This window comes from Acinetobacter sp. SH024 (assembly GCF_000163635.1).
GTDB classification, from domain to species: Bacteria; Pseudomonadota; Gammaproteobacteria; order Pseudomonadales; family Moraxellaceae; genus Acinetobacter; species Acinetobacter pittii.
Map to the genome: position 1 here is coordinate 532,467 of NZ_GG753601.1, position 25,489 is coordinate 557,955.

The following is a 25,489-nucleotide window of genomic DNA, read 5'->3' on the forward strand; positions in this document are numbered from 1 at the left end:
ATTTATTAAGATGTTGTAGATGTATTTAAAATGCTGCGAAGTTGTTTTTTGTCCACCTTACCGACTGCAGTCAGTGGCAAACTTTCGATTAATTTGATCTGGTCTGGAAGTTTGTATTGTGCAATACCCAACTCCATGAGATGGCGTCTGAGCACAACAGCTTTAAGTTCAGGATTCCGAGAAACAATAAAGGCACAACTTTTTTCACCGAATTGGTCATCAACAATTGCGACCAAAGCTGCGTGCATAACTTCCGGATGTAGAAGAATAAGTTTTTCTATTTCTTCCGAAGCAATCTTTTCACCACCACGGTTAATCTGGTCTTTAATTCTTCCTACTACACGTAAATTACCATCAGGGGTACGCTGCACGAGATCGCCCGAATAGTAATAGTTGTCCTCATCAAAGACCTGTGAATTATGTTCAGGACTTTGGTAATAACCACAAAAGGTATAAGGTCCCCGAGTCGCAAGCATTCCTATTTCACCTTCCGGAACCTCTTTATACTGCTCATCTACAATTTTGATTTCATCACCAGAACTGATAGGACGTCCTTGGGTCGTAAAAATTTGCTCATCGGAGTCATCGAGTCTGGTGTAATTGACCAAGCCTTCGGCCATTCCAAATACTTGTTGTAATTTACAATTGAGGACTTCAGGAACTTGACGGGCTAAAGATTCAGGAAAACTTGCTCCCCCCACTTGAAGCAACTTTAAAGACTGAATTTGATCTTTATATTGAGCTGCCTTTTCTAGCCACATAATGACAGCACTCGGCACTAAAGATGCCATATTGACTTGATGTCTTTGAATAATAGAGAAGCAATTGAGCGGTTCAGGATTTGGTGCCATCACAACACATCCACCTGCATGTAAAACACCTAATGCACCAGGTGAACTCAACATAAAGTTATGGGGAGCTGGTAGAGCGCACAATAACCGTGTATTCGAGTTTAAACCGCAAATCTCGGCACTGGCCCGCACACTATAGTCGTAGTCATTATGCGTTCTTGGAATAAGTTTTGGTGTTCCCGTACTTCCACCTGACAACTGAAAGAAAGCAACTTCATCAGCAGGTGTAGATGAAAAATCGACAAAGGTCTTTGCTGGTGTTTCAATCCAGTCTAATAGTCCGAAATCGGTAGCTTGATGATTAAGCATCAAAATAATTTCAGGACTTAAATTTACTTCATGAAGTGAGTCAATAAATTGATTACTGCTAAAGACTTCATGCTGACGCGAACCAATTAAAAGCTTAGGTTGAATCTGTTTAATAAAGGCATTTAGTTCATATTGGCGATGGCTATATAGCGCATTGAGCACAACCACACCAGCCTTAAGCAAGGCAAAAAAGACAATATAAAACTCTGCAACATTGGGAAGTTGTACTAAAGCAGTATCACCCTTGCCCAAGCCTTTTTCAGCTAGTCGAGAAGCTAAATTTGTTGATAGCTGGTCCAGCTCGATATAACTCAACTGACGTTCACCACAAATAATTGCCGGCGAATGCGGATACGATTGAACCCCTACCATTAAAATGCGCGTCAAAGGTTGGTCAATCCAATAACCTTTATTGCGATAGTGTTGCGCTCTCTCTGGAGTCCAGCGAACAAACTCAATCAACTGTTTTTTCATGACATTCTAAATATTCAATTTAATTTAATGGTTATCAAGCTATTGATTCTTGGTAAATTTTCTTACATATCGGCATAAATATTTAATTTGAATACCGACAAAAGAAAATTCTTAAGACGGACAAGCTATATATTCACAGCAAATTGGAAATGATTAACAAATGCAACTGGTAATCATTTTCATTTGTTTGTATGATGCTGAAACAAGATTAATTTGTCAACCGAGTTATCGTTCAATGTGTGAATTAACTTCGATGCAAGCGGCCTGCTGGTTTGGTCGCTCTGGCAACGCAACTTTAGGTGGGGTTGCTGCCCACCTCTATGCAGAATTTGACGGTCAATTTATTGATCTACAAAAATTACATTTAGCACTTCAACGACTTTATAAAGAACACCCTATTTTGAGATTAAGTTTGAGTGCCGATGGCATCGCAAACATCATGTCTGAGAAAACTCAACAGATATTAGAAGTCGATGATTTTTCAAAGTTTAGTGATCATCAAATTGAGCAAATGCTCATGCAAAAACGGGAGCAATGGACCCATCAAAAACTTGATTTAAGTCAGGGCCAGACTGCAAGATTTTCTGTAAGTGTTCTTAAAAATAATATTTTTCGTTTTCATGTAGATACGGACATGATTGCTATAGATCCATCCAGCTTCTTGAATTTAATGGAAGATCTTTCTTTGTTTTATGAAGACCCAGAAATATCATTCTCCCGTCCGCCTAATTTTTTTGACTGGTATCAAAAAGTACGGACGGACCCTGACCTAAAAAAATTAAGCCAACGAGACCGCTTATGGTGGAAAGAACGTCTGTCTCATATTAGCCCTGCTCCGTCTCTACCTTTCATTCATCAAGAATTCAAAATAGCAAAAAGTAATCGTTTAAGTACTTGGCTATCGCCAAAAGAACGAACAGCATTACAACAACTTGCTAGAAAACAACATATTACTGTAACCAACCTGATATTAGGTCTATTTGCCTATACGCTTGGTCATGCAACCAAAGATCACAGCTTCCGATTAAATATTCCTACTTTTTGGCGCGAGACAGTTTTAAAAAATGTCGAAGGCACTATTGGTGATTTTGCTAATCTAGTCATCCTTGATGTCGATATGAAAGGGACAACTACTTTAGCCGCATTCTGCAAACAAATAGCAAATCAAATGTTTGAGTTATTAGAGCATTCACATTATTCGGGTGTGAATGTTCTACGTGATCTGTCTCGTTTTCATGGTAGTGCACAGATTGCTCCCGTGGTATTTACAGCGGCGCTCGACTTAGAAAATGATAATTTACTTTCCGAACGTGTCCGCCGTGTTTTTGGCTCAATGAATTGGGTCATTTCACAAGGGCCGCAAGTTGCACTTGATGCACAAGTTGCTCATGTAGATGACGGTATTTTAGTTAACTGGGACATCCGTTTAGATGCTCTACCCAAAGAATGGATCACGAATTTATTTGAATCTTTTATTCATTTACTTAAAAATCTTGCCGCACATCCTGAGCAACTGAATACACAAATTATAAGCCCAGCACAAAATACCTCGTCAGATCGTACGTCTCAAAAACCATTAAATGCATTACAGCAAGCCTACCTATTAGGCCGAACTCAAGCCCTTCCCTTAGGTGGTGTTGCCATGCAAGAGTTTAGGCAGTATCACGGCACAATGGATATTGTTTTATTAAGACAACGATTGACAGAAATGGTACGGCGGCATGACAGCTTACGAACCTATATTGATAAAAACAGGTTAGTACAATATGTAAGCGATCAAGTGAGTGTCAATTTAAAAGAAATAGACCTAACTACATGGGAACCTGAACGTGCTTCTCACCACATCCAGTCCTATAAAAATAGTTATACGCATGAGCTATTTGATTTAAATCAGTCGCCTTGGAATATCACCGTATTTTTATTAAAAAATAATCTATTAACGATTTTTGTCCGTTTTGATGCATTAATTTTAGATGGCCGATCTATAGCTTCACTTATGTTAGAGCTGTTTGATGGACAACAACATGATATCCAAACACAAATAGAAAAAAATGAAGTTGAAGATAGCTTATCTGTTCATCACACAGATATGGCTTACTGGGAAAGAAAATTTTCTAAATTATCGGCTATTCCTGCGCTTCCGTGGAAAACACCCTTACAGCATTTACCGACTTCACGTTACCAACGTAACAGTCTGGTTATAGAAAAAGATCAATTTAAACAGTTGTCTAAAATTGGCGCAAAACATTCACTGTTTAAAAACTCAATTATTATGGCGATTATTTTGGAAGTGCTATCTCATTGGAGCACGGACAAATCTCTATGCGTTGCTGTTCCTACACTTCCCCTCTATGCCGGACCATTTTCAAATAGCTCTACGTTTATTGCAGTTGAGTGGAAAGCTTTAGATCAATTTGCTGAACAAGCAAACCGCTTACAAACTGAAGTTTTAGAGGGTTTACAGCATCTTTCATTTTCAGGCGTTGATCTCGCTCGACTATTATTTGAAAAAGTTGGCACTGCTCCAGTATTGCCAATTGTAATTACAAATGGTTTGTCATGGCCGGTATTATCTGAATCTCATCCTATTCAGCAACTAGATGGCCTTACTCAAACACCTCAAGTTGCAATTGATATTCGCTTTAGCACAAGAAATGACGGCGCTTTGATTTTCGATATTGATTATGCCCAAGAAGCATTTCCACCCAACATGATTGACGATTTCTTGGATGCACTGCAATTAGCAATCAAGCAAATTATTGGTTCAGAAATATTCAGTTTTGATCTCAGCAATTTTTTCAGTGAGCTTCAAAATAAACGACCATATTTTAAAAATAATGAGTCCGATCATTCATCTATACCACTTGAAAATAATGCTAAACAGCAAAATCAACTACTCAATATTTATTTAGAAGTGATAGGTCACACTCCAAATAAGGAAGTGGACAGTTCAACTCATTTTACTCATCTCGGGCTGCGTCCACATCATTTAAAGGTCGTTTCAAAACGTATTAATGAAACATACGCGATTCAGCTCTCACCTGTTCAACTTATTCAATGTCGCAATATTGCTGATGTAGAGAAACTACTAACACCACATTAATTCGTATTTTGAACTTTCATCATTTTGGAAACAGATAAAGTATAAACATGAAAAAAATAGATATTACCGGAATTGGTATTGGGCCATTCAACTTAGGTTTAGCTGCTCTTTTGTCTCATCATCCCGAAATCAAAAGCGTATTTTTAGAACGCAAACCAGAATTTCGATGGCATGAAGGGTTGCTATTGCAAGGCACGACATTACAAGTTCCTTTCTTTGCCGACTTGGTTACTATGGCCAATCCTTGCCATCCCTTAGGCTATATTAATTATTTACATCAACATGATCGCTTACATCAGTTTTATTATTACGACAGTTTTTTAATTCCACGCCGTGAATACGACCATTATTGCCGTTGGGCTTCAAAACAATTACCTGATTGTCGATTTGGAGAAAATGTAAGCCATGTGGAATATGACTCCAAGCTGGATAAATTTATTATAGAAAGTGAATCAGCCTCGGGTGAAAAACAAAAATATATAAGCCAAAATCTGGCAATTGGTATTGGGACTAAACCTCGAATTCCTACATGGCTAGAAACATGCAAGCACCCTTTAGTAAAACATTCTGCGGAGTTTGCAAAAATTCAGGAACAACTCAAGCAATGTAAACAAGTCACGGTTATTGGCTCGGGCCAGAGTGCAGCAGAATGTGTACTTGCTTTATTTAATTCACTTACACCAGAACAAGTAAAAGCAGGTGCATCTATTCGTTGGATCACACGTTCTGCCGGCTTTCACCCAATGGAATATTCTAAACTTGGACAAGAGTGCTTTACCCCTGCATATATGCAATATTTCCAAAGCCTGCCTAGAGATAAACGTCGTGACATTGCTGCTAGTCAGGGCCTGATCTATAAAGGAATTAGCTTCTCAACCATTGGCGATATATATGATGTGCTTTATGAACGTTCAGTGGGCGGTGAGAAATCCGGTTTAAGCCTATACACAAGCTGTGAAGTTGAATCGGTTGAAGAACTTGAATCGGGTTCTCTGCGTTTAACCTGTTTGCACACCCAACTCGATCAACGTTGCGAATTAGAAACTGATGCCCTTGTCGCAGCTACAGGCTATGTTCATGATTGGCCTGAATGGTTCCAAAATATGAAAGGTTCTATTTTAGCTGTTGATAATAAAAATGATTGTATTGTTCAAGAAGACTTTACCGCTTTACGTTGTGATAAAGGACAAGGTCGTATTTTCATTCAAAATGCCGAGATTTTTCAGCAAGGTGTAGGTTCTCCAGATTTAGGAATCGGAGCAACCCGAAACTCAGTGATTATTAATCAATTACTGGGGCGTAATGCTTATCGAATTCCTAAACAGTCTTCTTTCCAGCACTATGGTTTGCCAGAATAAAATATGAATATCATAAAAAACCCGCGATTGCGGGTTTTTTTATTCGGTTGAAGATTACAACAAATTAAAAGTCATATGATACAGATAGCATATATGTTCTTGGTGCGCCTAAAGCCAAATTCGTCAATTGTGGCTGTGCCCAATACGCTTTGTTGGTTAAGTTATAGATATTGGCACGGAAAGTAACTGGGTGGTTCTCGACTTTCGTGCTATAGCGTGCGCCAACATCTAAGAGCGTACGTCCAGGTACGGACAAGGTATTTTCTGCATTAATATATTGCTTGGAAACTGCATTGATATTTCCTGATAAGGTTAAAGTCCCTTGTGCTACTTGAGTATCCCACTCTGCTCCAAGCTTAGCCTGATTTTTTGGCACAGCAACTGCTGTATGACCATCGTTTCCTCCACCGTTAGTCTTAGTAAGTTCAGGATCAAGATAGGTAAAGCCACCCATTAAACGCACATGTTCAATTGGTGAACCAAAGAATGACCATTCAATACCACGATTTCGTTGTTCTCCATCCGAAACAAAGGTAGGTAAGTTATCCACAAGCTGTGAAGCATCTAAATAACTACTTGGTTTGGTAATTTCAAATGCACTCAATGTATGCGCAAATGTCCCCAAATCAACCTTCAAACCAAGTTCCTGTTGTTTAGTTTTTTGAGGAGGAAATATTGTCCCCGCATTTGATGCAGTTGCAGGCGCCTGATCACCCTTTGTCAAACCTTCAATATAGTTTGCATAAACAGAAATTTTATCATTCGCTTTAATCAGTAACGCGACACCAGGCGTGGTTGCTGATTTAGCATTTTCAGGTAATGTATTAACAGAACTTGTTGCTTTTACAGTCTGATGACGAAGTCCTAAAGTCAACTGTACTTTATCTTGAGCAAACGACAATGTATCGGCTAAACCGAAGCTAGAGGTAGAGAGTGTCGAATGCAATAGAAACGGCGGTGTAAACTCCGGTTTAGGCCCCCAATTTGGATTTGGATCATAAATATTCGTAATAACAGGCTTACTAAAACCTGGGATAATTCTATAACCATAATCATCTTGTGCATGATTATAGTAAGTTGCGTTGGCGACCCATTGATGTTTCACAGGCCCCGTCTCAAACTTGCCTTTAAAACCTGCATCTGCTGATTTTTTATCGACTTCAAAAGCAAGTTGTCCAAGCATTGAACTCAGTGTTCCAGTGCTACTCGTAATCGTCCCTGCACTTGCCCCATTATATTTATATTGGGTTGTACTTTGTCCATAAGCCGCATATGCCATTAACTGATCAGAAAAATCATATTCGCCACGAATCATGGCACCTTTATCTTTAGTTTCCACAGAGCCCCAATCCGGACTAAGTAAGGTATCCGCTTTCGGTGGTTTCGGAATTCCAACTGCAGTAGAGACGTTAACACCACGTGTTACACCATCAACATGATCTAAGGCATCGTAAGCATCAACAAAAACACGTGCTCTTTCACCTTGCCAATCTAAACCAAGCGAAAATAAACGACTTTCTTTCGACTGATCATTAACTGCTGCATCTCCATCTCGATACATTCCATTGATACGAACGCCGAATTCTTTATTTTCACCAAATCTTCTTCCAACATCGACATGTCCACCAAACTGGGCATCCGACATATAAGTTGTGGTCAATCGTGCAAACGATTCATCAGCGGCATATTTGGTCACTAGATTTACCGTTCCACCCACCGATCCTGCTGGCGGCATCCCATTTAACAAAGCGGAGGGACCTTTCAACACCTCAACGCGGCTAAACATTTCCGGAGAAGTTCGATAAAACGGTGTGATACCAAAAAGTCCGTTCATTGACATATCATTCGTGCTCGAAGCATATCCACGAATATAATAGTTTTCACTCCAACCACCACTTGCACCGTTGGTATATATCGATGGATCAGTTGCTGCAATCACTTCTGTAATATCTTTTGCCTGTTTATCTTCGATATATTTATCGGTATAACTAATCGTATTAAATGGCGTATCTAGAAATTTTTTACTACCGAGAAATCCAACATTGCTCGATGTTGCAACTTGTCCACCTGCATAAGTATCATCTTGTTCAGCTTTTACGGTAATTGCTGGTAAAGCTGCTACATTTGTTTGAGCAGCTTGTTGTTGTTCTAGAGTTTTTGTTGAATTATTAATAACAGCAGCATAGGTATTTGATGCACATAGAACAAATACAGTGCCTAATGCATAGCCTAATCGAAGGGCCATTTGTGCAGATGCAATACCATTTAATACAAAAGAACGTTGATTAATTCTTTGATCATTCCCACTTTTAAAATTACGGTTATCGCTAACGTTGTTCATTGAAAGACCTTTAATGTTGTGATTCATTTTTTATTAACTATCTGCTTAAAATACAAAGCAAAATAGTGAAAATTTATGCTGTAAAATTTGATTAAGTGATATGCGTAAAATTTATTGGTAGCCTTTTTTTACATCTTCCATCACTATTTTGAGCGAGGTTGGGCTTGCAGCCGTGGTGTACCACGCATCTGCATCGACAAAAATAACACGACCGTTTTTCCACGCTTTGGTTTGACGTAATAATGGATTTTCAACACTGGCGGCATTAATGTTTGAGCGATGTTCCATCACAGCAGTTCGGTCTACGATATAGAGAATATCTGGGTCCGCTTTTTTGATGAATTCACTCGAAATTGGTTGTCCATGTAGACTTGTATCCATCACACCACTTGCAGGCTTTACTCCAAAAGCATTAAAAATAAAGCCATAGCGTGACTGAATACCAAAATTACTAAATGCCCCATTGTTATGAAGAACGACTAACGCTCTTGCTGGGCGATTGGCTGTCACCGCTTGTACATGCTTCACCTGTTCATCAAGTTCAGAAACTTTCTGGCGGGCTAAATCTTCTTTATTAAATATTTTTCCTAAGGTCATCATATGATCTTTAACCAGACCAATATGATTACTCTCGCTATTGTTGAAGTTAATATCGTAGTGAATGGTCGGGGCAATTTTTGATAGTTCCTGATACTGATTAACGTGTAATGGCGTCATCAAAATCAGGTCTGGTTTTAATGCATATATCCGTTCCATATTGGGCTGTACAATTGCACCCAAATCCTGAATTTGTGCATCTTTTTTATATTTTTCCAAAAAGTGTGGAACATAATCTTTTGGCATTCCCATAATCGGGACATTCAGTTGATCTAAAAAGTCAGCTTCATTCATATCAAGTACGGCAACGCGTTGCGGTAAATGATCTATCACCGTAGTTCCAAGCGCATGTTTTACCGTAATCGGTTCTGCTAGCTTCTGAGAAGCTTGAGTGGTATCTGCAACTTTTTGATCACATGCTTGTAGAGTGACAGCTGCCGCTATGATTAGGGCTACTCCCCCATACTTTTTCTTCCAGTTCATATGTATTCAAGCTCCAGATGAGTTGAAGTAATTACACATACAGCCACGCTCACTGTATGTAATTTCAAAATCAAGCTCGTACAGATCATTTAATTGCGCCTCTGTAATCACTTGTTCGGTTAACCCACTGAAATGAAGCTTGCCGTTCTTCAGCGCGACAATATGGTCCGAATAATTCGTGGCAAAATTGATGTCATGAATGACTAAAATCACAGTGCGCCCTTGTTCATCACATAGGCGTCTGAGTGCACGCATAATTTGAACGGCATGTTTCATATCAAGGTTATTTAAGGGTTCATCTAATAAAAGTACGTCTGTTTGCTGTGCGATCGTCATCGCCAAAAAGGCCATTTGCCTTTGACCACCACTAATTTCATCGATGTAAGATTTGCGCAGCGGCTCTAAAGAAAGAAACTCAATAGCTTCATCAACCACCTGATGATCTTGCTCGGTTAAAACACCACGGCTATAGGGAAAGCGTCCAAATGACACCAGCTCTTCTACGGTTAAGCGCAAATTAAAGCCAGGTGCTTGACGTAAAGTCGCGACATGCTTGGCGTAAACAGCGGTTTTAATATCCGCAATATTTTGATGATTAAGAAAAATCTCGCCTTTATCTGGCTCAATTAAACGTGCCATCATCATGAGCAAAGTCGATTTTCCAGCTCCATTTGGACCAATGAGTGATGTCACCTGACCTGTAGGAAATTCAACATTTACGTCAGTCAGTACTGGCTTATTTCCATATGACTTATTGATATTCTTGACATGAATCATGCAACACCTCGGGTACGAACCGTCAGCGCAAGGAAATAAATGCCACATACCAGATTGACCAAAATGCTGACGGTCGTTTTGTAATTAAAAACGTGCTCAACTAAAATTTGAGCAGCAATAAATATGGCAATCGTGATGGCACAGCCCATGGGCAGCGTTAATTTATGCTTATAACTTCTTGCTAGTGCATAAGTAATGTTGGCAATGAATACGCCCATAAATACTGTCGGGCCAATGAGACTGGTAGATACCGCAACCAAAATAGCGATTAGAGCTAAATAGAAACTGACATAACGGTGATGATGAATGCCTAATGAAATGGCTTGCTCACGCCCTAAAACCAGAACATCCAAAACAGGGAGTGCTTTTCTACCGAGGAATAGAACAATGACTACGGCTACACTGGCATAAAATAAAGTTTCTGGTTGAGAGCGATTAAACGAAGCATAGCTAAGGCCTTGGAAAACAGAAAATTCACCAGGATTAATTTTGAGTTGAATAAATTGAGTAACCGTCCCGACGACCATCGTAAGGACTAAACCTAAAAGCAACAGGAGAAACACATCATTTCTGCCATATGGCAATAACCACTTATGGATTACCCACGAATAAAGCAGCATTAAAACGATTGAGATAAAGAAATTACCATTTACCCCTAACTGGCTTAATCCATGCGTTCCCCAAAAAAACAACAACAAAACTTGCCATAAGAGATAAATCGCTTCATAGCCCATAATGGAAGGGGTCAAAATACGATTACCGACCAGTGTTTGAAAAACAATCGAGGAAAAAGCAACACAAATACCGGCTATCACAATCGTGGCAAGACGCAGAAGTCGATTAGGAATGACGTAATCAAAATCTAACCCTGAGTTTAAAAATAAAAAACTTATTGCTAGGCAGATGACAATTAGATAAATCGTCCATAGCTTTGTAATACGCATTATCTGAATTCCCTCAAAATGAGGATGAGGAAAATAATTCCCCCCACACCACCTGCGGTAAGTCCAATTGGCACTTCAAATGGGTAAATAATCGAGCGACCAAGAATGTCGCAAACCAGTAATAGTGATGCCCCACCCAAAGCCACAATGGGCAAGGTTTTAGCTAAGTTTTCTCCGTATTTCAGTGCGACCAAATTGGGGACCACGAGCCCGACAAAAGGAATGGCACCAACAGTAATTACTGTGGTTGAAACTGTAATGGCAACCAGTATTAAACCAATGGCGGCTATAGCTGCATAACTAAGTCCCAAGCTAGAAGCCATCTCTTCACCCATACCAATCACGGTAAAGCGATGTGCGAAAAGATAAGTCAGGACAACAATCGGAAAAATAATGTAAATAACTTCATAGTGACCTTGGACAATTTTTGAAAAATCTCCTAAAAGCCACCCTTGCATACTTTGTAAAATATTAAAGCGATATGCATAAAACTCAGCTAAGGCACTCAGTACACTGCCGTACATCAAGCCAATAACCGGTACTAAAACCGTATTTCTAAAACGGATCCGACGGATAATTGCGATATAAATTAAGCTGGCAATAAAGCAAAAAATGATCGCAAATATCATCTTACTCAGCGTGCTGGTTACCGGAACTAAAGTTAACGACACTAAAATTCCTAGTTTGGCAGCATCTAAACCGCCCGAAGTTTCTGGTTCAACAAACTTGTTACGCACAATATGCTGCAAGATGACACCACATACCGCCAACCCGATACCGGTAAGCACAATGGTAATCAAACGAGGGATACGGCTGGCTGTAAGAGTGAGCCAACTCTCATGAGAAAAAGAAAATAAGGTAGACCACTGTATTTGCTCAGCCCCGAGCAATAACGAACAAATACATAAAATGTTAAAAATACAGAATAAGCCAAATCGCATCAGTGGTGTGCCCCACTTGAGCGTAATAAAGCCGATGCAAATTGCAAATTTAGTCCCATCAAACTAAAGCGAGGGAAAATTTGTTCAATATTTGATGGGCTTATTAACCTTTCATGATTGAATATTCTCATGAAAATTCCTCAATTTTATCGAGACAACAGAATCAGTTCCTTTTGAATAGGCAAAATCACAGCCCTATTCTGAGGATCGTTTTTTTCATCTTTAAATTATTTTTGCCGAACCAATTTCGAATTAAATAAATATTAATCAATCACTTATTATTTATTTTCTATTTTAAAAATTCGTCACTCTCAATTGGCATCATCTTCTTGCAAATAATAATCTTGATGTAAATGAGAATCAATTATAGTATGTTTAAAGGTAAAATGTAACCCTACTGTTACATCAGCACAGTTCATGTGGACATCAACTCATTAGAAAAAGGTCAATTTTTGCAAACAAGCAAATCTATAACATTATGAATTATATGAAATTTAATCTAATGTAAAAAATTTGCGAAATAAAAATTGATGAAAATAGCCATTTGATAAACCAGGATTCATTTATGTTGGAACAATTTTCCAAATCGCCCTCTCTCCTTTCGGTTACTGATTACGAAGAACATATCTGGATGTTGCAATTACAGCAGCCTGAACAAGTTAATCGACGTTTTAATCTGTGGAAAGTTAATCAAGGTTTAGATATTCAACTGCTGATTAAAGCAATTCAAGACATTATTAAAACTACGCCTGACTTAAATGTCCGCTATACATTTAGTGACGAAGGCGATTTATACAAATATCCATTTGATGACCATTCAGCTTGCCTAGAATTAAAAAAGAGCAATACAGAACAAGTATTTGAGCAGATAGCTAACTTAAAAGCGCAACCATGGAATGCAGAATTTCATCCCCCTTTTTTTACAAGTCTGGTAGAAACTGAACAAGACTATTTCCTGATTTTAGCGCTCCACCCGATTCTTGATGAAAGCTATCAAAAGTCAGATTTCATTCAGGCCATACAAAATCGCTATCGACAATATTCACCCAATAATATGCCATTGGTACTGAATGAAATTGATATCTCACATCATCTAGATACAAGTTTCACAAAAGCGTCAGAACAACCTAACCAAGCTTATGTTTCGGAAATTATTTTAGAAGAGTTCCGAAATACTCTCGCTGAGCCAGAAATGAGCCAACATGATGACTTTTTTGATTTTGGCGGCCATTCACTATTAGCAACACGAATTATTGGAAATCTACTTAATAAACATGGAATTGAGATTCAATTTAATGATTTCTTTAAATCTCCATCTGCTGCTGACTTAGCCCAATATGCTTTCGTTAAATCTGCAAAAACTGAAAAATCCACCTTGCAAAGTGTCGATAAAGCCCCGCTTACTTTAGCTCAAGATTTCCTGTGGCAAGCTTATTCTGCGTTCGATTTTAGCCCAATTTATAACTTGCCATTTGCCGTAGAATTCCTTGAAGAAATTAATGAAGATATTTTCTTGCAAGCCTTTACAGATATTGTTGAGCGCCATGCAGGTTTACGCACAATTTTTAATAGCGCCAATGGTCAAACCTATCAACAGGTGGTTCCTACATCTGAACTTCAACAATTCAAATGGTTTTGGAACAGTGCCGAAAGTCACGATGCAACGCTTGCAAGTGAAGCTTCATATAAATTTGATTTAACTCGCGAACTTCCCTTAAGAATTCGTTTAATTCGAAATGCCAAAGGTCGCCAAACTCTATCGTTTTTAGTTCATCACATGGTGATTGATGAATGGTCTTTAAATACCATTATGGCTGACCTTGCGCATGCTTATCTTGCTCGCTCAAATGCTCAAGCACCAAACTGGAAGGCACCCGCTCAATCTATACTTGATTTTTCTTTACTTCAGCAAAAACAAGGTATCAATCAAGACTATCTAAATTATTGGACTAACCTGCTAACAGGGGCAACTAAAGGTCTAAGCCTCCCTGTTTCGGAACATGAATTAAATGCTGAAAAGGAAAAACCTCCAGTCCAATGGCTCGAACTTAAATTTGCACCAGAAATGCATGACAAGCTCCTCGCATTTTCGAGACAACACAGCTCTTCTATTTTCGCGGTTCTCTATACTGCTATCGCCAATGCGTTACAGCAACAAGGTAATTTAAAAGATATTGTGATTGGTACTTCTGCTTCTGGACGAACTGATCCCGAGTTTTTTGATACGGTGGGTTACTTTACGACCATGGTTGCGCATCGCACACATTTTAGCCCTTCAGATTCATTCCAATCATTGCTCCACAATATCAGCACAATGATTAATACATCGATGGCCTATGCAGATATTCCAATCAACCATATTCAAAATGCACTAGGAATGAGCGCTGATGAAGGTCTGTTATTTGATGTGTTTATTCATATCCATTCAAATAACGCTTTAAACGGCGCGCTCAAAACGCCTCAGGGACAAAATCTTCCTTATCGTCAAATCTTGCCGGAACGTGATGAATCGATGTTCGGATTACATTTTGAAATTATGGAAAATGTGATTGATGGACAACATCAGTTAAGCATGATCATTACGTATCAAGCCCACCGCTTCCCGACTACAACAGTGCAAAGTATCTGTGAAAAAATTAAGGCAACCTTAGCTCAAATCTAGTTGCCCTAAAACCCACTATGTGCTTAAAAGCAAACAACTCAACTCCGCTTTTAAGCACATTTCAATTTTTCTATTTTATTTGCTGCTCTACTTTATTCACTACATCCTGAATTGTTTTGCAGCTAATGAGTGTATAAAAATCAATTTCTGTATTGAGCTTTTGAGAAAGTTTCTGAGCAATACTCATGAGTTGTTTCGGACGAATTCCTATCGCTAATATTTCACTTCTATAAAAAATATCCATTCTTTCAGCTTGGCTGTCGGCTATGCATTCACGGAAAACTGATAAAACCGAATCTCCCACCTCAGCGACTGATGACTGTGTTTTAGAGGAGTTTGTAGACGACGTAGAAGATACATAAATTTTCCCCTGAGCGATTTCTTGCACAGCTTTACGATCAATTTTTCCATTCCGGGTCAAAGGTATGGTTTCGACGACCAAATATTTCGAAGGAATATGAGAACTTGGCAAATGCACTTTTAAAAAGTTCTTTAATTCGGGGCTATTTAAGCGAGTAGTTTTATATTTATTTTCTAAGGTGTAAACGGCGACTAGCTCTTGAGTTTCAGTCGTTGGATGTACACAACTTACCACCACACAGTTATGAATATACGGGTTCTTCGTTAAAGCATTTTCAACCTCGGCCGCAGAGATTCTCACGCCTTTTATTTTTAAATAACCTTCCTCACGTCCAGCAAAAATAATATTTCCATCTTCCCTAAAATATCCTTGATCACTCATGCGAAAAGCAGTTTGAGTTTCATTTTCACTCACTTGAATTTCAACGAAATCTTTATAATAAATCTCCCCATCAAGTAAATAACCATTTGATAAATTCAGGCCGGTCATATACATCGTACCGACCTCGCCCATTTGGCAAGGTTTTAGATTTTCATCCAAAATATAATAACGGTTATTTTCTAAAGCTTTTCCATACGGAATAATTTCCTGATCTTGCTCATTTATTTCATGCCATATACTCCAAATTGTGGTCTCGGTAGGCCCACCTAATGAAAATAAACGAGCGTTAGGCAATTGTTCTCTTAACTTTGCTATAAGTGAAGGTTTGATATAGTCGCCGCCTTGGGCAATTAAACGCAAAGACTGTAATTGTTCTTTTTGAGCTACACTGAACAGCATATCGACAATGGCAGGAACACTGCTCCAAATTGTAACCTTGCAACGATCTACTAAATTGGCCCAGACAACAGCATTTTTACTTTGCTCAAAAGATGGCACCACCAAAGTTGCACCCACTGCCATTGAAGCAAATACATCAAATACCGACATATCATGATGAAACGGTGTTACCGCCATAATCACATCGTCAGCAGTAATTTTCCATTCCGAGATCGTCTGTTGTAGCGTGTTTTCTGTGGCTTGATTATTTAAGACCACACATTTCGGAGTTCCTGTACTTCCCGAAGTATATAAATAATAAGCCGGACGTCTGTTGATTTCGGCATTAAAGCTCGGTTTGTACTTAGTTGTAGCCGATAAAATTTCATTAATATTTAGGTTTTGCACACCTGCAATGGATGAGTCACTCACCACAACATCTGCCCGACTATTCGTCAATAAATAGTTCAGTCGCGATGGCGGAGAATCCATATCTACAGGTAGCCAAATGATGCCAGTGAGCGCACATGCTAAAGCTGTATAAATATGCTCAGGACTTTTTCTCAGGCAAATTGCCACCACCGACCCTGTCGCCAAGTCTTGCTTTCTTAGCGCATACATAACTTTGGCGACCTGAGTCCCTACCTCAGCATAACTAATGCTACGATCTTCAAAAATGAGTGCTGTTCGATTGGAATTTTGCTCAAAAATATTTTCATAAATTTGCTTTAAGAAATTTTCTACGTTGTTATTTTTATCATTCATTTGCCCTAAATTTTGACTCAAATCTTTTAGCATTTATCTTGGTCCTCACCCTATTCTTTATGCAATACCACCCAACCTAATATTCAAAACAATGTTATAAAAATGTCGTTTTCATTGCTGTTTGTTTGAATAATAGATACCCCAGCACAATAATATAAATGATAATCATTTACAATTAATATTGTGATAAATATCAATTTTCCCCCTTTAAAAGCACTTTATAAAAAATAATAAATATCAAAACAATAAGATAATTTTTAACCTTAGGCCTAATCATTTAGAGGGCTATATTTATGAACTAAAAACCACAATTAATAATGATTATTATTTACATTTAGAGCTAATTTAGTTATCGTAATGAATAGAGAGACTACATCTATATCAATTATTACGCTCTATAGTAATCATGAAGCTTGGGTTATATGTATGACAAAAATTGCAGAAAAATCGAAACAAGAATATGGCGACTTACTAAAAGAAAAAGACCATTTACAAGATATGGAACAGCTTGAGATGACTATCGTCTCCATCCATACGCCGTATCCGTCCATTGTAAGAATTCAAGGAAAAATCAACACATTACAACCAGAGCTTTGGCAAGCTCCCAATTTGGCAATTCGGTTAATTGTGAACAATCCGCCAGAGGGACAACCCATTTCACGCGTCTATACGGTCCGTTCATTTAACCCTGTAAACGCTCAAATCGAAATTGATTTTGTTAAACATGAAGATTTAAGCCCAGCAATGGAATGGCTTAATTCAGCTCAAGTGGGTACAAAAATCGGGCTTATTGGCCCCCGCCCTCATTTCATTCCCAATTTCACAGCCAAAAAGCATGTGGTCATGTTTGCCGACGATACGGCTGTACCCGCATTATATTCCATACTGAATGAATGGGAAAATGGCGTAAGTGCGGATATTTTCATTGAAAGTTTTGAAAAAGATATTGCTAGCCAATTACCTCGTCATGACCATGTTAAAATTCATTCGTTCCATAAAGAACATCACACGCCACAAAAAGGTCTTCTTTTAAAAGCAGCATTTGCACTAAAAACTTATGAAAATATTACGATTTGGGCGGCTTGCGAACGCAAAGAAGCCAGAGCTTTACGCCAGTTTTTTCTAGAAGATAAACAGTTTAATAAAAATGACGTGCGTATTGCTGGGTATTGGAGAGATGGCGTATCAAGTTCAGAACTAGACATACTCCGTGCTCAACATTATCAGAAACATATTCAGCAAGGTAAGACGTTGAATGAATATGATGACCTTGATCTAGCGAATTAAGATCAGCAATCATTTGAATAAAACCTGCTTTGTGCAGGTTTTTTTATGAGTCAACATACATCTATAAATATAAAACTATATGACCATATCAATTATGCAACGACATGTTGCAGTTAACCTATTTTTTAGCCCCACATAGAACATTACTATATTTCTCAAGAGATAAATAAAAATTTGGGAGATTAGATCATGAATGCTTATCTACATCGTAGTGAAGATCGAGGTCATGTAAAAGCAGGCTGGTTAGAGTCTTATCATAGCTTTTCATTTGGTAGTTGGTACGACCCTAAATATATGGGTGTAAGCGCTCTACGTGTAATTAATGACGACCAGATTGATGCACATAATGGTTTTGGTACGCACTCCCATGACAACATGGAAATCTTAACTTGTGTGCTAGATGGTGCAATTTCACATCGCGACACGATGGGAAATGAAGGCCAGATTAAAGCGGGTGAATGGCAACTCATGAGTGCTGGCACAGGTGTGGCCCACAGTGAAATCAACAACACTGATACGCCTGTACATTTACTACAAATCTGGATTATTCCTGATGAAAGAGATGCAGAGCCAAATTACCAGCAAATTAATCTTGACCCGCGTAAAGATCCAAACAAATGGCATTTAATTGCAGGTCCTGACGCAAACGCACCAATGCATATTCGCCAAAATGCAGAAGTAAAATCTGCCGTATTGGAAAAAGGACATGAGTTAACGGTTGATACAGTTAAAAAAGTGAACTATGTGCACGTGATTTCAGGTGTAGTTCGCATTGGCGATCAAGAAGTTAAAGCAGGCGATGCTTTAGTTTTTGAAGATAAAGCGACAATTCACGCAATTGAAGACAGTCAATTTATCTGGTTCGATTTACCTTAAATCATCAAAAGCCCTTTTCATAAAAGGGCTTTTTTTAATCTCCCCCGCCACCGCCGCCATCACATCCTCCTGAATCTGAAGATGATGATGAACAGTCATTTGAGTAACTAGAGTTATGATGATGACTCGGACTATTATCGTGAAAATGATGTGTTGAAGCAGATAAGTGATCATGCTCACCAGATGGTGAATAATTTTTTAAATTTCTGAGTAGCGCGATTAAACAAATGAGTCCAATACTAGAAAAAATTACTATGAATATAATAATAAATAACTTCAAATAACGACCTCCTAGATCAAGCTATAGAGATGCTTGTTGTGTTCCCATTTATTATATGAGTCATGTTTAATAAACAAGTTGTTTTTTGATAAATAAAAGTTGTATTAAACCAACCCCGCCAAAAAACAATCCAACACCTTTTCCCGTTCGATTGTCGCATCCGAGCTTAAAAGCTGAATAATTGCACCTTCAATCATATATAAAAATAGTTTGGCATCCTGAAAAGTCGCATCGTTTTTAAGTGTTCTCAGCTGGCTATAAATTTCATTGATGAGCCACGTTCTATACCTCACTGCGATGATATAGGCTTTTGGATAGGTGAGTTTGGTTTCAAAAATTGCTTTAAATAATAAATAGTACGGCCCTTCTACATCGCTATGTAAGAAATAAAGTTTCTTAAGTTTATCCTTCACGTTTGTACTTTGATCGTACCCAACAATTGAGATTACTTTTTCTTTTAAGCGTTCTTTTTGCACGATCAAACAGATTTCAATAAATCGCTCTTTAGAGTGAAAGTAGTTATAAAAAGTTGCTTTTGGAGTGTGAGACTCTTTCACGATTCGGTCGACCCCAACCTTATGAAATCCGTGATGGTGAAACAAATGAATTGATGTATTAATGATTTGGATCGCACGTGTTGAGAGAACTAAATTTGGCATATTTTTACCGTTATAAATTCTTGTTGTTTCTAAACGAGATACTTTTTTGGGAGAAAAAAGGCATAGCAAAGCCGTAAGACTGTGCTTGGCACATCTCAAGTTTTATTGTTGATGCAAGTTTTTTGAGCCGTAATGACTTAAAGCCTGAAAACCCTAAAGGGCATCAAGCTGCTTTAAATTTTTAAGTTGTGTCGTTATAGCTTTTGGCAGTCGCTGCCAAGAAATTAAGAATGTGCAAAGCCAACTCCTTTTTATTGGGAGTTCTGCCAGACATTTATAGAATTATGGTGGCAGAACGGAAGAAGGTTGACAGACTAGTAATAACTCAAACTAGCACACCCGAAGGTGTCCCTCTCCCGTCCTACCGCTACGGGAGGGAACGAGTGGTCCACCACACACAAAACTATTCCTCAGAAAGAAAAGCTCTGATGCGGGAGTTATTATTCAGCCTGTCAAAGCCGGCTGGCAATGTGGCCAGCAGGCAAAGGATAGTGCTCTGCCCTTTAGCAGTCAAGCACACAAAATGACATTTGTTTTAAATTAGATCATTAAAAAGTAAGGATAAATAATGGATAAGTGATTGTTAAAGTGGGGTTTATAAAGGTGGGAATCTCTTTTGAGAATTTCCCCCTTATTCACAATGCCTTATCTTTTCTACCATGCAACTTTAAAATTCATTATCTTAGGTATCCTTACCAAAAGCTTTAGCCAAAATCTTCATCCCCTTAGGAAGAATAAAAAACTCCACCATAGTGAAAGTATAATGATCGCCATTAGGGCGAACCCGAACAACTTTCTCATATTTGGTTTCACAATATCCACGTGACTGACTATAGTATGTTGAAGTACGCATATTATTAAGATGACGATCCCAACCATTTTTTCGCAGCCAGCTAGCTAATACTTGTCTTTTAATATTTAAGATCTTGCATGCTTGCTGAAATTTCACTCCTGCAGGTGTTTGAGTAATGGTGTCGATCGTTCGCTCTAAACACTGGTTCTGAGTTTCAAGATGAATTACTTGCTCTGTATAGTCCAAAAGAGCACGGCGTAAAGCATGAGGATTTGAAATATCTACGACCACTCTCTCCTCCTTAGAGACAATCGGTTCATTCAAATTAGGCTGACCTAAAGTATTATGCTTAATACTTAATAATTCACATGCTTGGTTATAAGTAACTCGAATAGGTTGCATTTATTTAGCTCCATACAGTTGTGTTTGATGGAGCAATAAAACCAAATTAGGTATTACCTCAGGTAAGATAGGTAACGTAAAAAAATACCCTACCTTAGGTAGGGAAGATATATATAAATCAACAACTTAAAATAAAATTATTTTTTATAATTTCTATCTCTATGTGTTGACCAATTGATAAAAGGAGTTGTTATTTCTCTTAATTTTGTAGCAGATGGCCTAGATAGGTCGTAACCAGTATTCATAGTAATCCAACTATTAGCTTTATTACTGTGGCTATCATTTTTAGGATTGTTTATATAAATTGATTCCCATAACTTAATTGAAAGCACTAAATCAGGTGAATATCTTTCTGTAGCTGACTCATCAAAAATTTGGTCTAGAATATTAAGCGTGGAAGAAGGGGTACTTATTAAAAGTTTAGCTTCTAAATCCTCATATTTGAGCTTTAATTGTTGAAAGTCATTCTTTGCACTATTAAGGTCCATACTAAGACAAAATACTTCTCCATTTTCTTTTTGCACATCATCTTTTAGCTTTTGAATTGTTTTATCTTTTTCAGAAATGACACTTTTAAGATTCTTTATTTCAGCTTGTGATGACTGATAATCTGATTGCAATAATTGGGATTGAAGAATTTCTTGCTGTAATTTTTGTTCTAATTTATTAATTTTTAGAGCCAATTCTTGATTTTCACGCTGATAATCCTTTAATTTAGTTTGCTCCATAATGTAGTTAGGCTCTATATTTTTATTAAAACCATCTATATAGATTCCTCTATCAGAAAAAAATTCTTTTAATCTATTAGCTTCAAGATATTGGCCTTCATTGACAAATTCTCCAAAAAAACCTGATTTAACCGCAGAATATATAAAATCAAATGCTTCTTCGTACTCTGGATGCTGTTCTAGCCAACTTACTTTATTTGAGCATCTTGATGTTGAAGTAGGGTTGTAACCTGTCATTAAACAAGATGCTTCATGAACTGAAAATATCTCATTTTTAAAATAAAGAGGAAAAGTCTTACTCTCATCTAAAGTTTTGTTTTTATAAATCTTATCTCTCTGTTCACTGTTTTCTAAATTAATTTCTGTGAAATGTTCAAATTGATAAAAAAAATCGTCTTTAAACCATACATAATTTTTAAAGTCGAGATTAAAGTCATCAATAGTAATAGATCCACTAGCTAAATTTATTAAGAGATAATCCATTTTTGAAAATTGTTTATTATCAAAATCTCGATGAAGTCTTACTGGGTTACCATCGAAATAATGTGACTTATCATAAGGTATACAAAATTCATTTATTTCGATCGAAATTAAAAGTTCTGCTATCTCATAATCTAACTCTAAATCAGTTTTATTTTTTATAAGATTAAAAGCATCAAATACTGATAACCATGGACTCTTATCTTTAATAAGCTTTTTTAAACTATTCATAAATGCCTCCCACAGCCCCCCAAGAAAATAGCTAAGCCAATCAGATTGGGTATCTGACTTTCGGGAGCAAACCTAGACTTAGCAAATTAAATATAAGTGATAAAAATCTAAATAAGAACATATAAATCCAAGTAATACGTCTAATCATGTCGCGCACTAGTTTTAGATCTACAGAAATAAAATATTGATGAGTTCAAGCAAAAGACGAATAATTTTTAAAACTGAATTTAGCAAATCTAACAGTATTTTAAAGTTTGGCTTTACTGAGTCTGAAGCAATTTTTTTGGGTTGGTTAATTTTATTCAACATCTAAATACATCCTTTAGAATTTAACAGGGATGTACTTCATTATTCACATAGTAGTTTTAGAAAATAGGGAAAAACTTTTTTTACTTTTTCCCTTTAATTTTCTCATAACTAACAATTATACTTTCTGGATTATTAATAATCATATCGTCTGCTTGCCTTTTAATTGGCTGTCCAGCTTCTCGTTCTTGCTTTATCCAACTTTTTAAGTTATCTGGTGTAATACCTTCGTAAGAATAACAAACTAATTCAATGGCTCGTCTTTGAACCTTTAGAATTTTTAGAGAGCAATAATATCTAAGAACCGCTTCATATCTCCTAGGATCTGCGGGAGCTCCATTTTCTTCCTTAGAGATATATTTGGTTGGATTTATTATTTGATCTTTACCCCTTGCTCTTACTATACCTGCTGCCCACTCTCTTTCCATTTCGGTTAACGGCTCGTTCTTTTTTATTTTTTCTGCAATCTCGACCATAAATTTGCCTTGATTTATGCAAGTATTTATTTCGTCCTCAGGGGTAACATCACCAGTCAAACCTTTAAACATCCAGTCTTTAGCCATTTTCAACTATCCTATCAATCTCATCAGTTCACTGTATTATCTCTATTCACTATTCAAAATACACTCTTTTATTCTAGGCGCCTTTAACACCTTTCTTGCAATGTGCCTTTAGTATTTTTATAAGTTTATAGAAAGCAATACCCGCCTAAATCATTATAATTTATGGATTTTTAAGTCATATAAAGCTATTCGAGTTTATATGATTTTTTATACAGTAAGCTTTGGACGATGTAACCTTTTAACATGAGAAAAGGTTACACCACTCAATTAAATTATAAATAGAAATTAGATTTAATCTATTTTCATAAAATATAAATCAGTGCCTTTTGCAATTGTCTGCTCTTGAAAAGGTACTATCACAATACAATTCGCTTTAACAAATGGCTCTATCTGATATGACTGTCGTTGTTCAATAATTTCTAATACATATTCCCCATTTTCTTGAGGCTTATAATGACCCCATAACAACTTTCTGTTTGTCACATCAGGAACAATCTCTATGTCAGTTTTACCTTTAAAGTAAGCATGATCAAAAAAGTCTGAGATGTGCTTATTCAAAATATATTTCACAAAAGCATGCATTAGAATCGCAATATCTTGGATGTCACCCGGTAAATTAATAATAGTCGCTTTGTCTTCTGTAACAACTACACGCATACCTTTATGATTACCGCTTTCATCATATATCTGCACAGTCTCACGGCTAGCTGGAGTCCTATCTTGGCCTTTAAGAATTTTAATTTCATTAGCTGGTATACAGCGTGTATTCAAGGCCGATGACATGCTGCTTTGATCAAAGATTGGAAGTTTTTCAAGCTGGAATAAAGAAGAACGATTATTTTGATATGTGCAGCAAAGAATGACATCAAAGTTTGAAGTTTGTTCTTCAAAGAATTTTATATAATCGTCCCTGCTTGTTGTTAATGAGTCATCTAAAGCTGGGTCATTATCTTTTTTAAGATTATTAAATGCAGCATCAAAACGTTCAGGTTTGAGTGATTTGATTTCTACCTGTTCGTAGCCCCATGTTTTCAAGACATCTTTAACATACAGACTTTCCTCACTCATTTCTTCTTTATCAAAAGAATGCATACTTACAATGAGAATTCTGGGATTTTTATATATAGATAATTCTTTGATTCCCGCTCGTCTTAAAACAATTAATTTTTCAGGAGTCAGTTTCTCATCTTTTTTTAGAATTACATCGCCTTGTTTAAATATACTGCCTTTGGGGATAACACCATGCATGGCAGGAATAGAACCAGTAATCTTTTTAGCGTCCGTATCAGAAAGATCTAATCTTTCATCTTGTTCAGCAATCACTGAATCTAAAGACTCTGGTAATTTTGTATAGGCAGGAATTTCTAACAAACTTGGAGTTTTTAGATCTAATTTATACGGATTAATAGATCTATAAAGCTGTTGTCCCCAATAATACCAATGAGTAATTAATAAAGGGCTATCTTTACTTGCAGATTGAGTTGTTTCTGAGTTAAGAGCCCAACCCGCATATTCAGATAAATTATGCAGAGGATAATCCTGTAAAGCATATACATCACTTGCGTTAACTTGATTTACAGCTTCATCTAATTTTACAGTTTCTTTTAAATCACCTTTAGGCAAATTTATATTGATATGATAAAAAATGTCCGTTAAATGATTTGGTAAGTTATCTGGTATTGGAAGTTTTTTTTGCATAAATATAGATCCTAGAAGTACCTCAAATAGCAGGTACTTCGCTAGTTTTATTTATTAATAAAGAATTTATCGTTATCTAAAACATTTGGTATTAAATAAGCTCCAAACTGCTTCAGCCTTTTAGGGAATGAATTGCTCTTTTAGGCTAATATAGAAAATGAAATTAATTTATAAAACCAATAAAAAAAGCCCTAAACCATTATAATTTAGGGCTTTTTCAGTCATGTAAAGCTATTCGAGTTTATATGACTTTAAATCTTGGTAGGTATATCCAGACTCGAACTGGAGACCTCTACGATGTCAACGTAGCGCTCTAACCAACTGAGCTATACACCTAGAATGGAAAGCATAATATTCATTTTTCAAAAGCAAAACAAGTGATTTGCCATCGAAAAAAATACAAATGAGCAGACTTTAAGCAAACTCTTTTTCATTTTCCAAAAAAGAAAAACGGTACATGG

Annotated in this window: 18 protein-coding genes and 1 tRNA gene; 5 read left to right on the forward strand and 14 right to left on the reverse strand. The window is 37.1% G+C overall.

Going from position 1 to position 25,489, the window contains the following annotated elements; all coding sequences use genetic code 11:
* Positions 1-5 precede the first annotated feature (5 nt).
* Positions 6-1,634 (reverse strand): (2,3-dihydroxybenzoyl)adenylate synthase BasE, encoded by a 1,629-nt coding sequence (gene basE, locus HMPREF0013_RS15150; RefSeq protein ID WP_002118378.1) that lies wholly within the window; start codon positions 1,632-1,634, stop codon positions 6-8.
* 160 nt (positions 1,635-1,794) lie between these two features.
* Here basE and basD point away from each other — a divergent pair, with 160 nt between their 5' ends.
* Together basD and basC are read left to right on the forward strand one after the other, a co-directional pair.
* Entirely contained in the window at positions 1,795-4,737 is a 2,943-nt protein-coding gene (gene basD, locus HMPREF0013_RS15155; RefSeq protein WP_016802868.1) for an acinetobactin non-ribosomal peptide synthetase subunit BasD, read from the forward strand.
* A gap of 47 nt (positions 4,738-4,784) precedes the next feature.
* Positions 4,785-6,095, forward strand: coding sequence for a putative histamine N-monooxygenase (gene basC / locus HMPREF0013_RS15160; RefSeq protein WP_002118858.1), 1,311 nt, complete (start codon positions 4,785-4,787; stop codon positions 6,093-6,095).
* A 64-nt stretch (positions 6,096-6,159) separates the two neighbouring features.
* Here basC and bauA read toward each other — a convergent pair whose 3' ends face one another.
* From bauA to bauD, 5 genes are all read right to left on the reverse strand, one after another.
* A complete protein-coding gene (bauA, locus tag HMPREF0013_RS15165; RefSeq protein WP_023187806.1) occupies positions 6,160-8,463 on the reverse strand; it encodes a TonB-dependent ferric acinetobactin receptor BauA in 2,304 nt (767 codons plus the stop codon).
* Positions 8,464-8,547: 84 nt separating this feature from the next.
* On the reverse strand, positions 8,548-9,516 hold the full coding sequence (gene bauB / locus HMPREF0013_RS15170; RefSeq protein WP_002118853.1) for a siderophore-binding periplasmic lipoprotein BauB: 969 nt from the start codon (positions 9,514-9,516) through the stop codon (positions 8,548-8,550).
* Positions 9,517-9,522: 6 nt separating this feature from the next.
* Positions 9,523-10,293: a ferric acinetobactin ABC transporter ATP-binding protein BauE gene (gene bauE / locus HMPREF0013_RS15175; RefSeq protein ID WP_002118433.1), complete on the reverse strand. Its 771-nt coding sequence runs from the start codon at positions 10,291-10,293 to the stop codon at positions 9,523-9,525.
* The gene (gene bauC / locus HMPREF0013_RS15180; protein WP_002118596.1) at positions 10,290-11,237 is read right to left on the reverse strand and encodes a ferric acinetobactin ABC transporter permease subunit BauC; all 948 of its coding nucleotides are present in this window, start codon (positions 11,235-11,237) and stop codon (positions 10,290-10,292) included. Before bauC ends, bauE begins: the two co-directional genes overlap by 4 nt.
* Positions 11,237-12,178, reverse strand: a complete 942-nt coding sequence (gene bauD, locus HMPREF0013_RS15185; RefSeq protein ID WP_002118809.1) for a ferric acinetobactin ABC transporter permease subunit BauD — start codon at positions 12,176-12,178, stop codon at positions 11,237-11,239. The genes bauC and bauD overlap by 1 nt, the downstream gene beginning before the upstream one ends.
* A gap of 631 nt (positions 12,179-12,809) precedes the next feature.
* On the opposite strand from bauD, the gene basB reads away from it, so the two are divergent.
* A complete protein-coding gene (basB, locus tag HMPREF0013_RS15190; protein ID WP_016802870.1) occupies positions 12,810-14,840 on the forward strand; it encodes an acinetobactin non-ribosomal peptide synthetase subunit BasB in 2,031 nt (676 codons plus the stop codon).
* A gap of 70 nt (positions 14,841-14,910) precedes the next feature.
* Here the strand turns inward: basB and basA are convergent, their stop codons facing one another.
* A complete protein-coding gene (gene basA, locus HMPREF0013_RS15195; RefSeq protein ID WP_002118455.1) occupies positions 14,911-16,758 on the reverse strand; it encodes an acinetobactin non-ribosomal peptide synthetase subunit BasA in 1,848 nt (615 codons plus the stop codon).
* Positions 16,759-17,151: 393 nt separating this feature from the next.
* On the opposite strand from basA, the gene bauF reads away from it, so the two are divergent.
* Together bauF and HMPREF0013_RS15205 are read left to right on the forward strand one after the other, a co-directional pair.
* Positions 17,152-18,012 carry an acinetobactin utilization protein BauF gene (gene bauF / locus HMPREF0013_RS15200; RefSeq protein WP_002118744.1) on the forward strand — a complete coding sequence of 287 codons (861 nt, stop codon included), beginning with the start codon at positions 17,152-17,154 and terminating at the stop codon, positions 18,010-18,012.
* Positions 18,013-18,201: 189 nt separating this feature from the next.
* A complete protein-coding gene (locus HMPREF0013_RS15205) occupies positions 18,202-18,888 on the forward strand; it encodes a pirin family protein (RefSeq protein ID WP_002118840.1) in 687 nt (228 codons plus the stop codon).
* A gap of 34 nt (positions 18,889-18,922) precedes the next feature.
* Here the strand turns inward: HMPREF0013_RS15205 and HMPREF0013_RS25485 are convergent, their stop codons facing one another.
* The 7 genes from HMPREF0013_RS25485 to HMPREF0013_RS15235 all read right to left on the reverse strand — a co-directional run bounded on the left by HMPREF0013_RS25485 (position 18,923) and on the right by HMPREF0013_RS15235 (position 25,364).
* Positions 18,923-19,168, reverse strand: a complete 246-nt coding sequence (locus HMPREF0013_RS25485; protein WP_078210493.1) for a hypothetical protein — start codon at positions 19,166-19,168, stop codon at positions 18,923-18,925.
* Between the two features lie 104 nt (positions 19,169-19,272).
* Positions 19,273-19,827: a TetR/AcrR family transcriptional regulator gene (locus tag HMPREF0013_RS15210; protein ID WP_002118523.1), complete on the reverse strand. Its 555-nt coding sequence runs from the start codon at positions 19,825-19,827 to the stop codon at positions 19,273-19,275.
* 682 nt (positions 19,828-20,509) lie between these two features.
* A complete protein-coding gene (locus HMPREF0013_RS15215; protein WP_002118410.1) occupies positions 20,510-21,022 on the reverse strand; it encodes a phage antirepressor KilAC domain-containing protein in 513 nt (170 codons plus the stop codon).
* Between the two features lie 137 nt (positions 21,023-21,159).
* Positions 21,160-22,461, reverse strand: a complete 1,302-nt coding sequence (locus HMPREF0013_RS15220; RefSeq protein WP_002118783.1) for a hypothetical protein — start codon at positions 22,459-22,461, stop codon at positions 21,160-21,162.
* A 389-nt stretch (positions 22,462-22,850) separates the two neighbouring features.
* Entirely contained in the window at positions 22,851-23,330 is a 480-nt protein-coding gene (locus HMPREF0013_RS15225) for a hypothetical protein (protein WP_002118748.1), read from the reverse strand.
* A gap of 291 nt (positions 23,331-23,621) precedes the next feature.
* Entirely contained in the window at positions 23,622-25,028 is a 1,407-nt protein-coding gene (locus HMPREF0013_RS15230) for a MoeA protein (RefSeq protein ID WP_002118603.1), read from the reverse strand.
* Positions 25,029-25,287: 259 nt separating this feature from the next.
* Positions 25,288-25,364: transfer RNA gene (locus HMPREF0013_RS15235), tRNA-Val, on the reverse strand.
* Positions 25,365-25,489 lie beyond the last annotated feature (125 nt).

Coding starts and splice junctions, on each gene's coding strand:
- basD (WP_016802868.1), top strand. CDS start 1,795: ATGCAACTGGTAATCATTTTCATTTGTTTGTATGATGCTGAAACAAGA.
- bauB (WP_002118853.1), bottom strand. CDS start 9,516: ATGAACTGGAAGAAAAAGTATGGGGGAGTAGCCCTAATCATAGCGGCA.
- bauD (WP_002118809.1), bottom strand. CDS start 12,178: ATGCGATTTGGCTTATTCTGTATTTTTAACATTTTATGTATTTGTTCG.
- basB (WP_016802870.1), top strand. CDS start 12,810: ATGTTGCAATTACAGCAGCCTGAACAAGTTAATCGACGTTTTAATCTG.
- bauF (WP_002118744.1), top strand. CDS start 17,152: ATGACAAAAATTGCAGAAAAATCGAAACAAGAATATGGCGACTTACTA.
- basC (WP_002118858.1), top strand. CDS start 4,785: ATGAAAAAAATAGATATTACCGGAATTGGTATTGGGCCATTCAACTTA.
- bauA (WP_023187806.1), bottom strand. CDS start 8,463: ATGAATCACAACATTAAAGGTCTTTCAATGAACAACGTTAGCGATAAC.
- HMPREF0013_RS15215 (WP_002118410.1), bottom strand. CDS start 21,022: ATGCAACCTATTCGAGTTACTTATAACCAAGCATGTGAATTATTAAGT.
- bauE (WP_002118433.1), bottom strand. CDS start 10,293: ATGATTCATGTCAAGAATATCAATAAGTCATATGGAAATAAGCCAGTA.
- basA (WP_002118455.1), bottom strand. CDS start 16,758: ATGCTAAAAGATTTGAGTCAAAATTTAGGGCAAATGAATGATAAAAAT.
- HMPREF0013_RS15220 (WP_002118783.1), bottom strand. CDS start 22,461: ATGAATAGTTTAAAAAAGCTTATTAAAGATAAGAGTCCATGGTTATCA.
- bauC (WP_002118596.1), bottom strand. CDS start 11,237: ATGCGTATTACAAAGCTATGGACGATTTATCTAATTGTCATCTGCCTA.
- HMPREF0013_RS15210 (WP_002118523.1), bottom strand. CDS start 19,827: ATGCCAAATTTAGTTCTCTCAACACGTGCGATCCAAATCATTAATACA.
- basE (WP_002118378.1), bottom strand. CDS start 1,634: ATGAAAAAACAGTTGATTGAGTTTGTTCGCTGGACTCCAGAGAGAGCG.
- HMPREF0013_RS15205 (WP_002118840.1), top strand. CDS start 18,202: ATGAATGCTTATCTACATCGTAGTGAAGATCGAGGTCATGTAAAAGCA.
- HMPREF0013_RS15225 (WP_002118748.1), bottom strand. CDS start 23,330: ATGGCTAAAGACTGGATGTTTAAAGGTTTGACTGGTGATGTTACCCCT.
- HMPREF0013_RS15230 (WP_002118603.1), bottom strand. CDS start 25,028: ATGCAAAAAAAACTTCCAATACCAGATAACTTACCAAATCATTTAACG.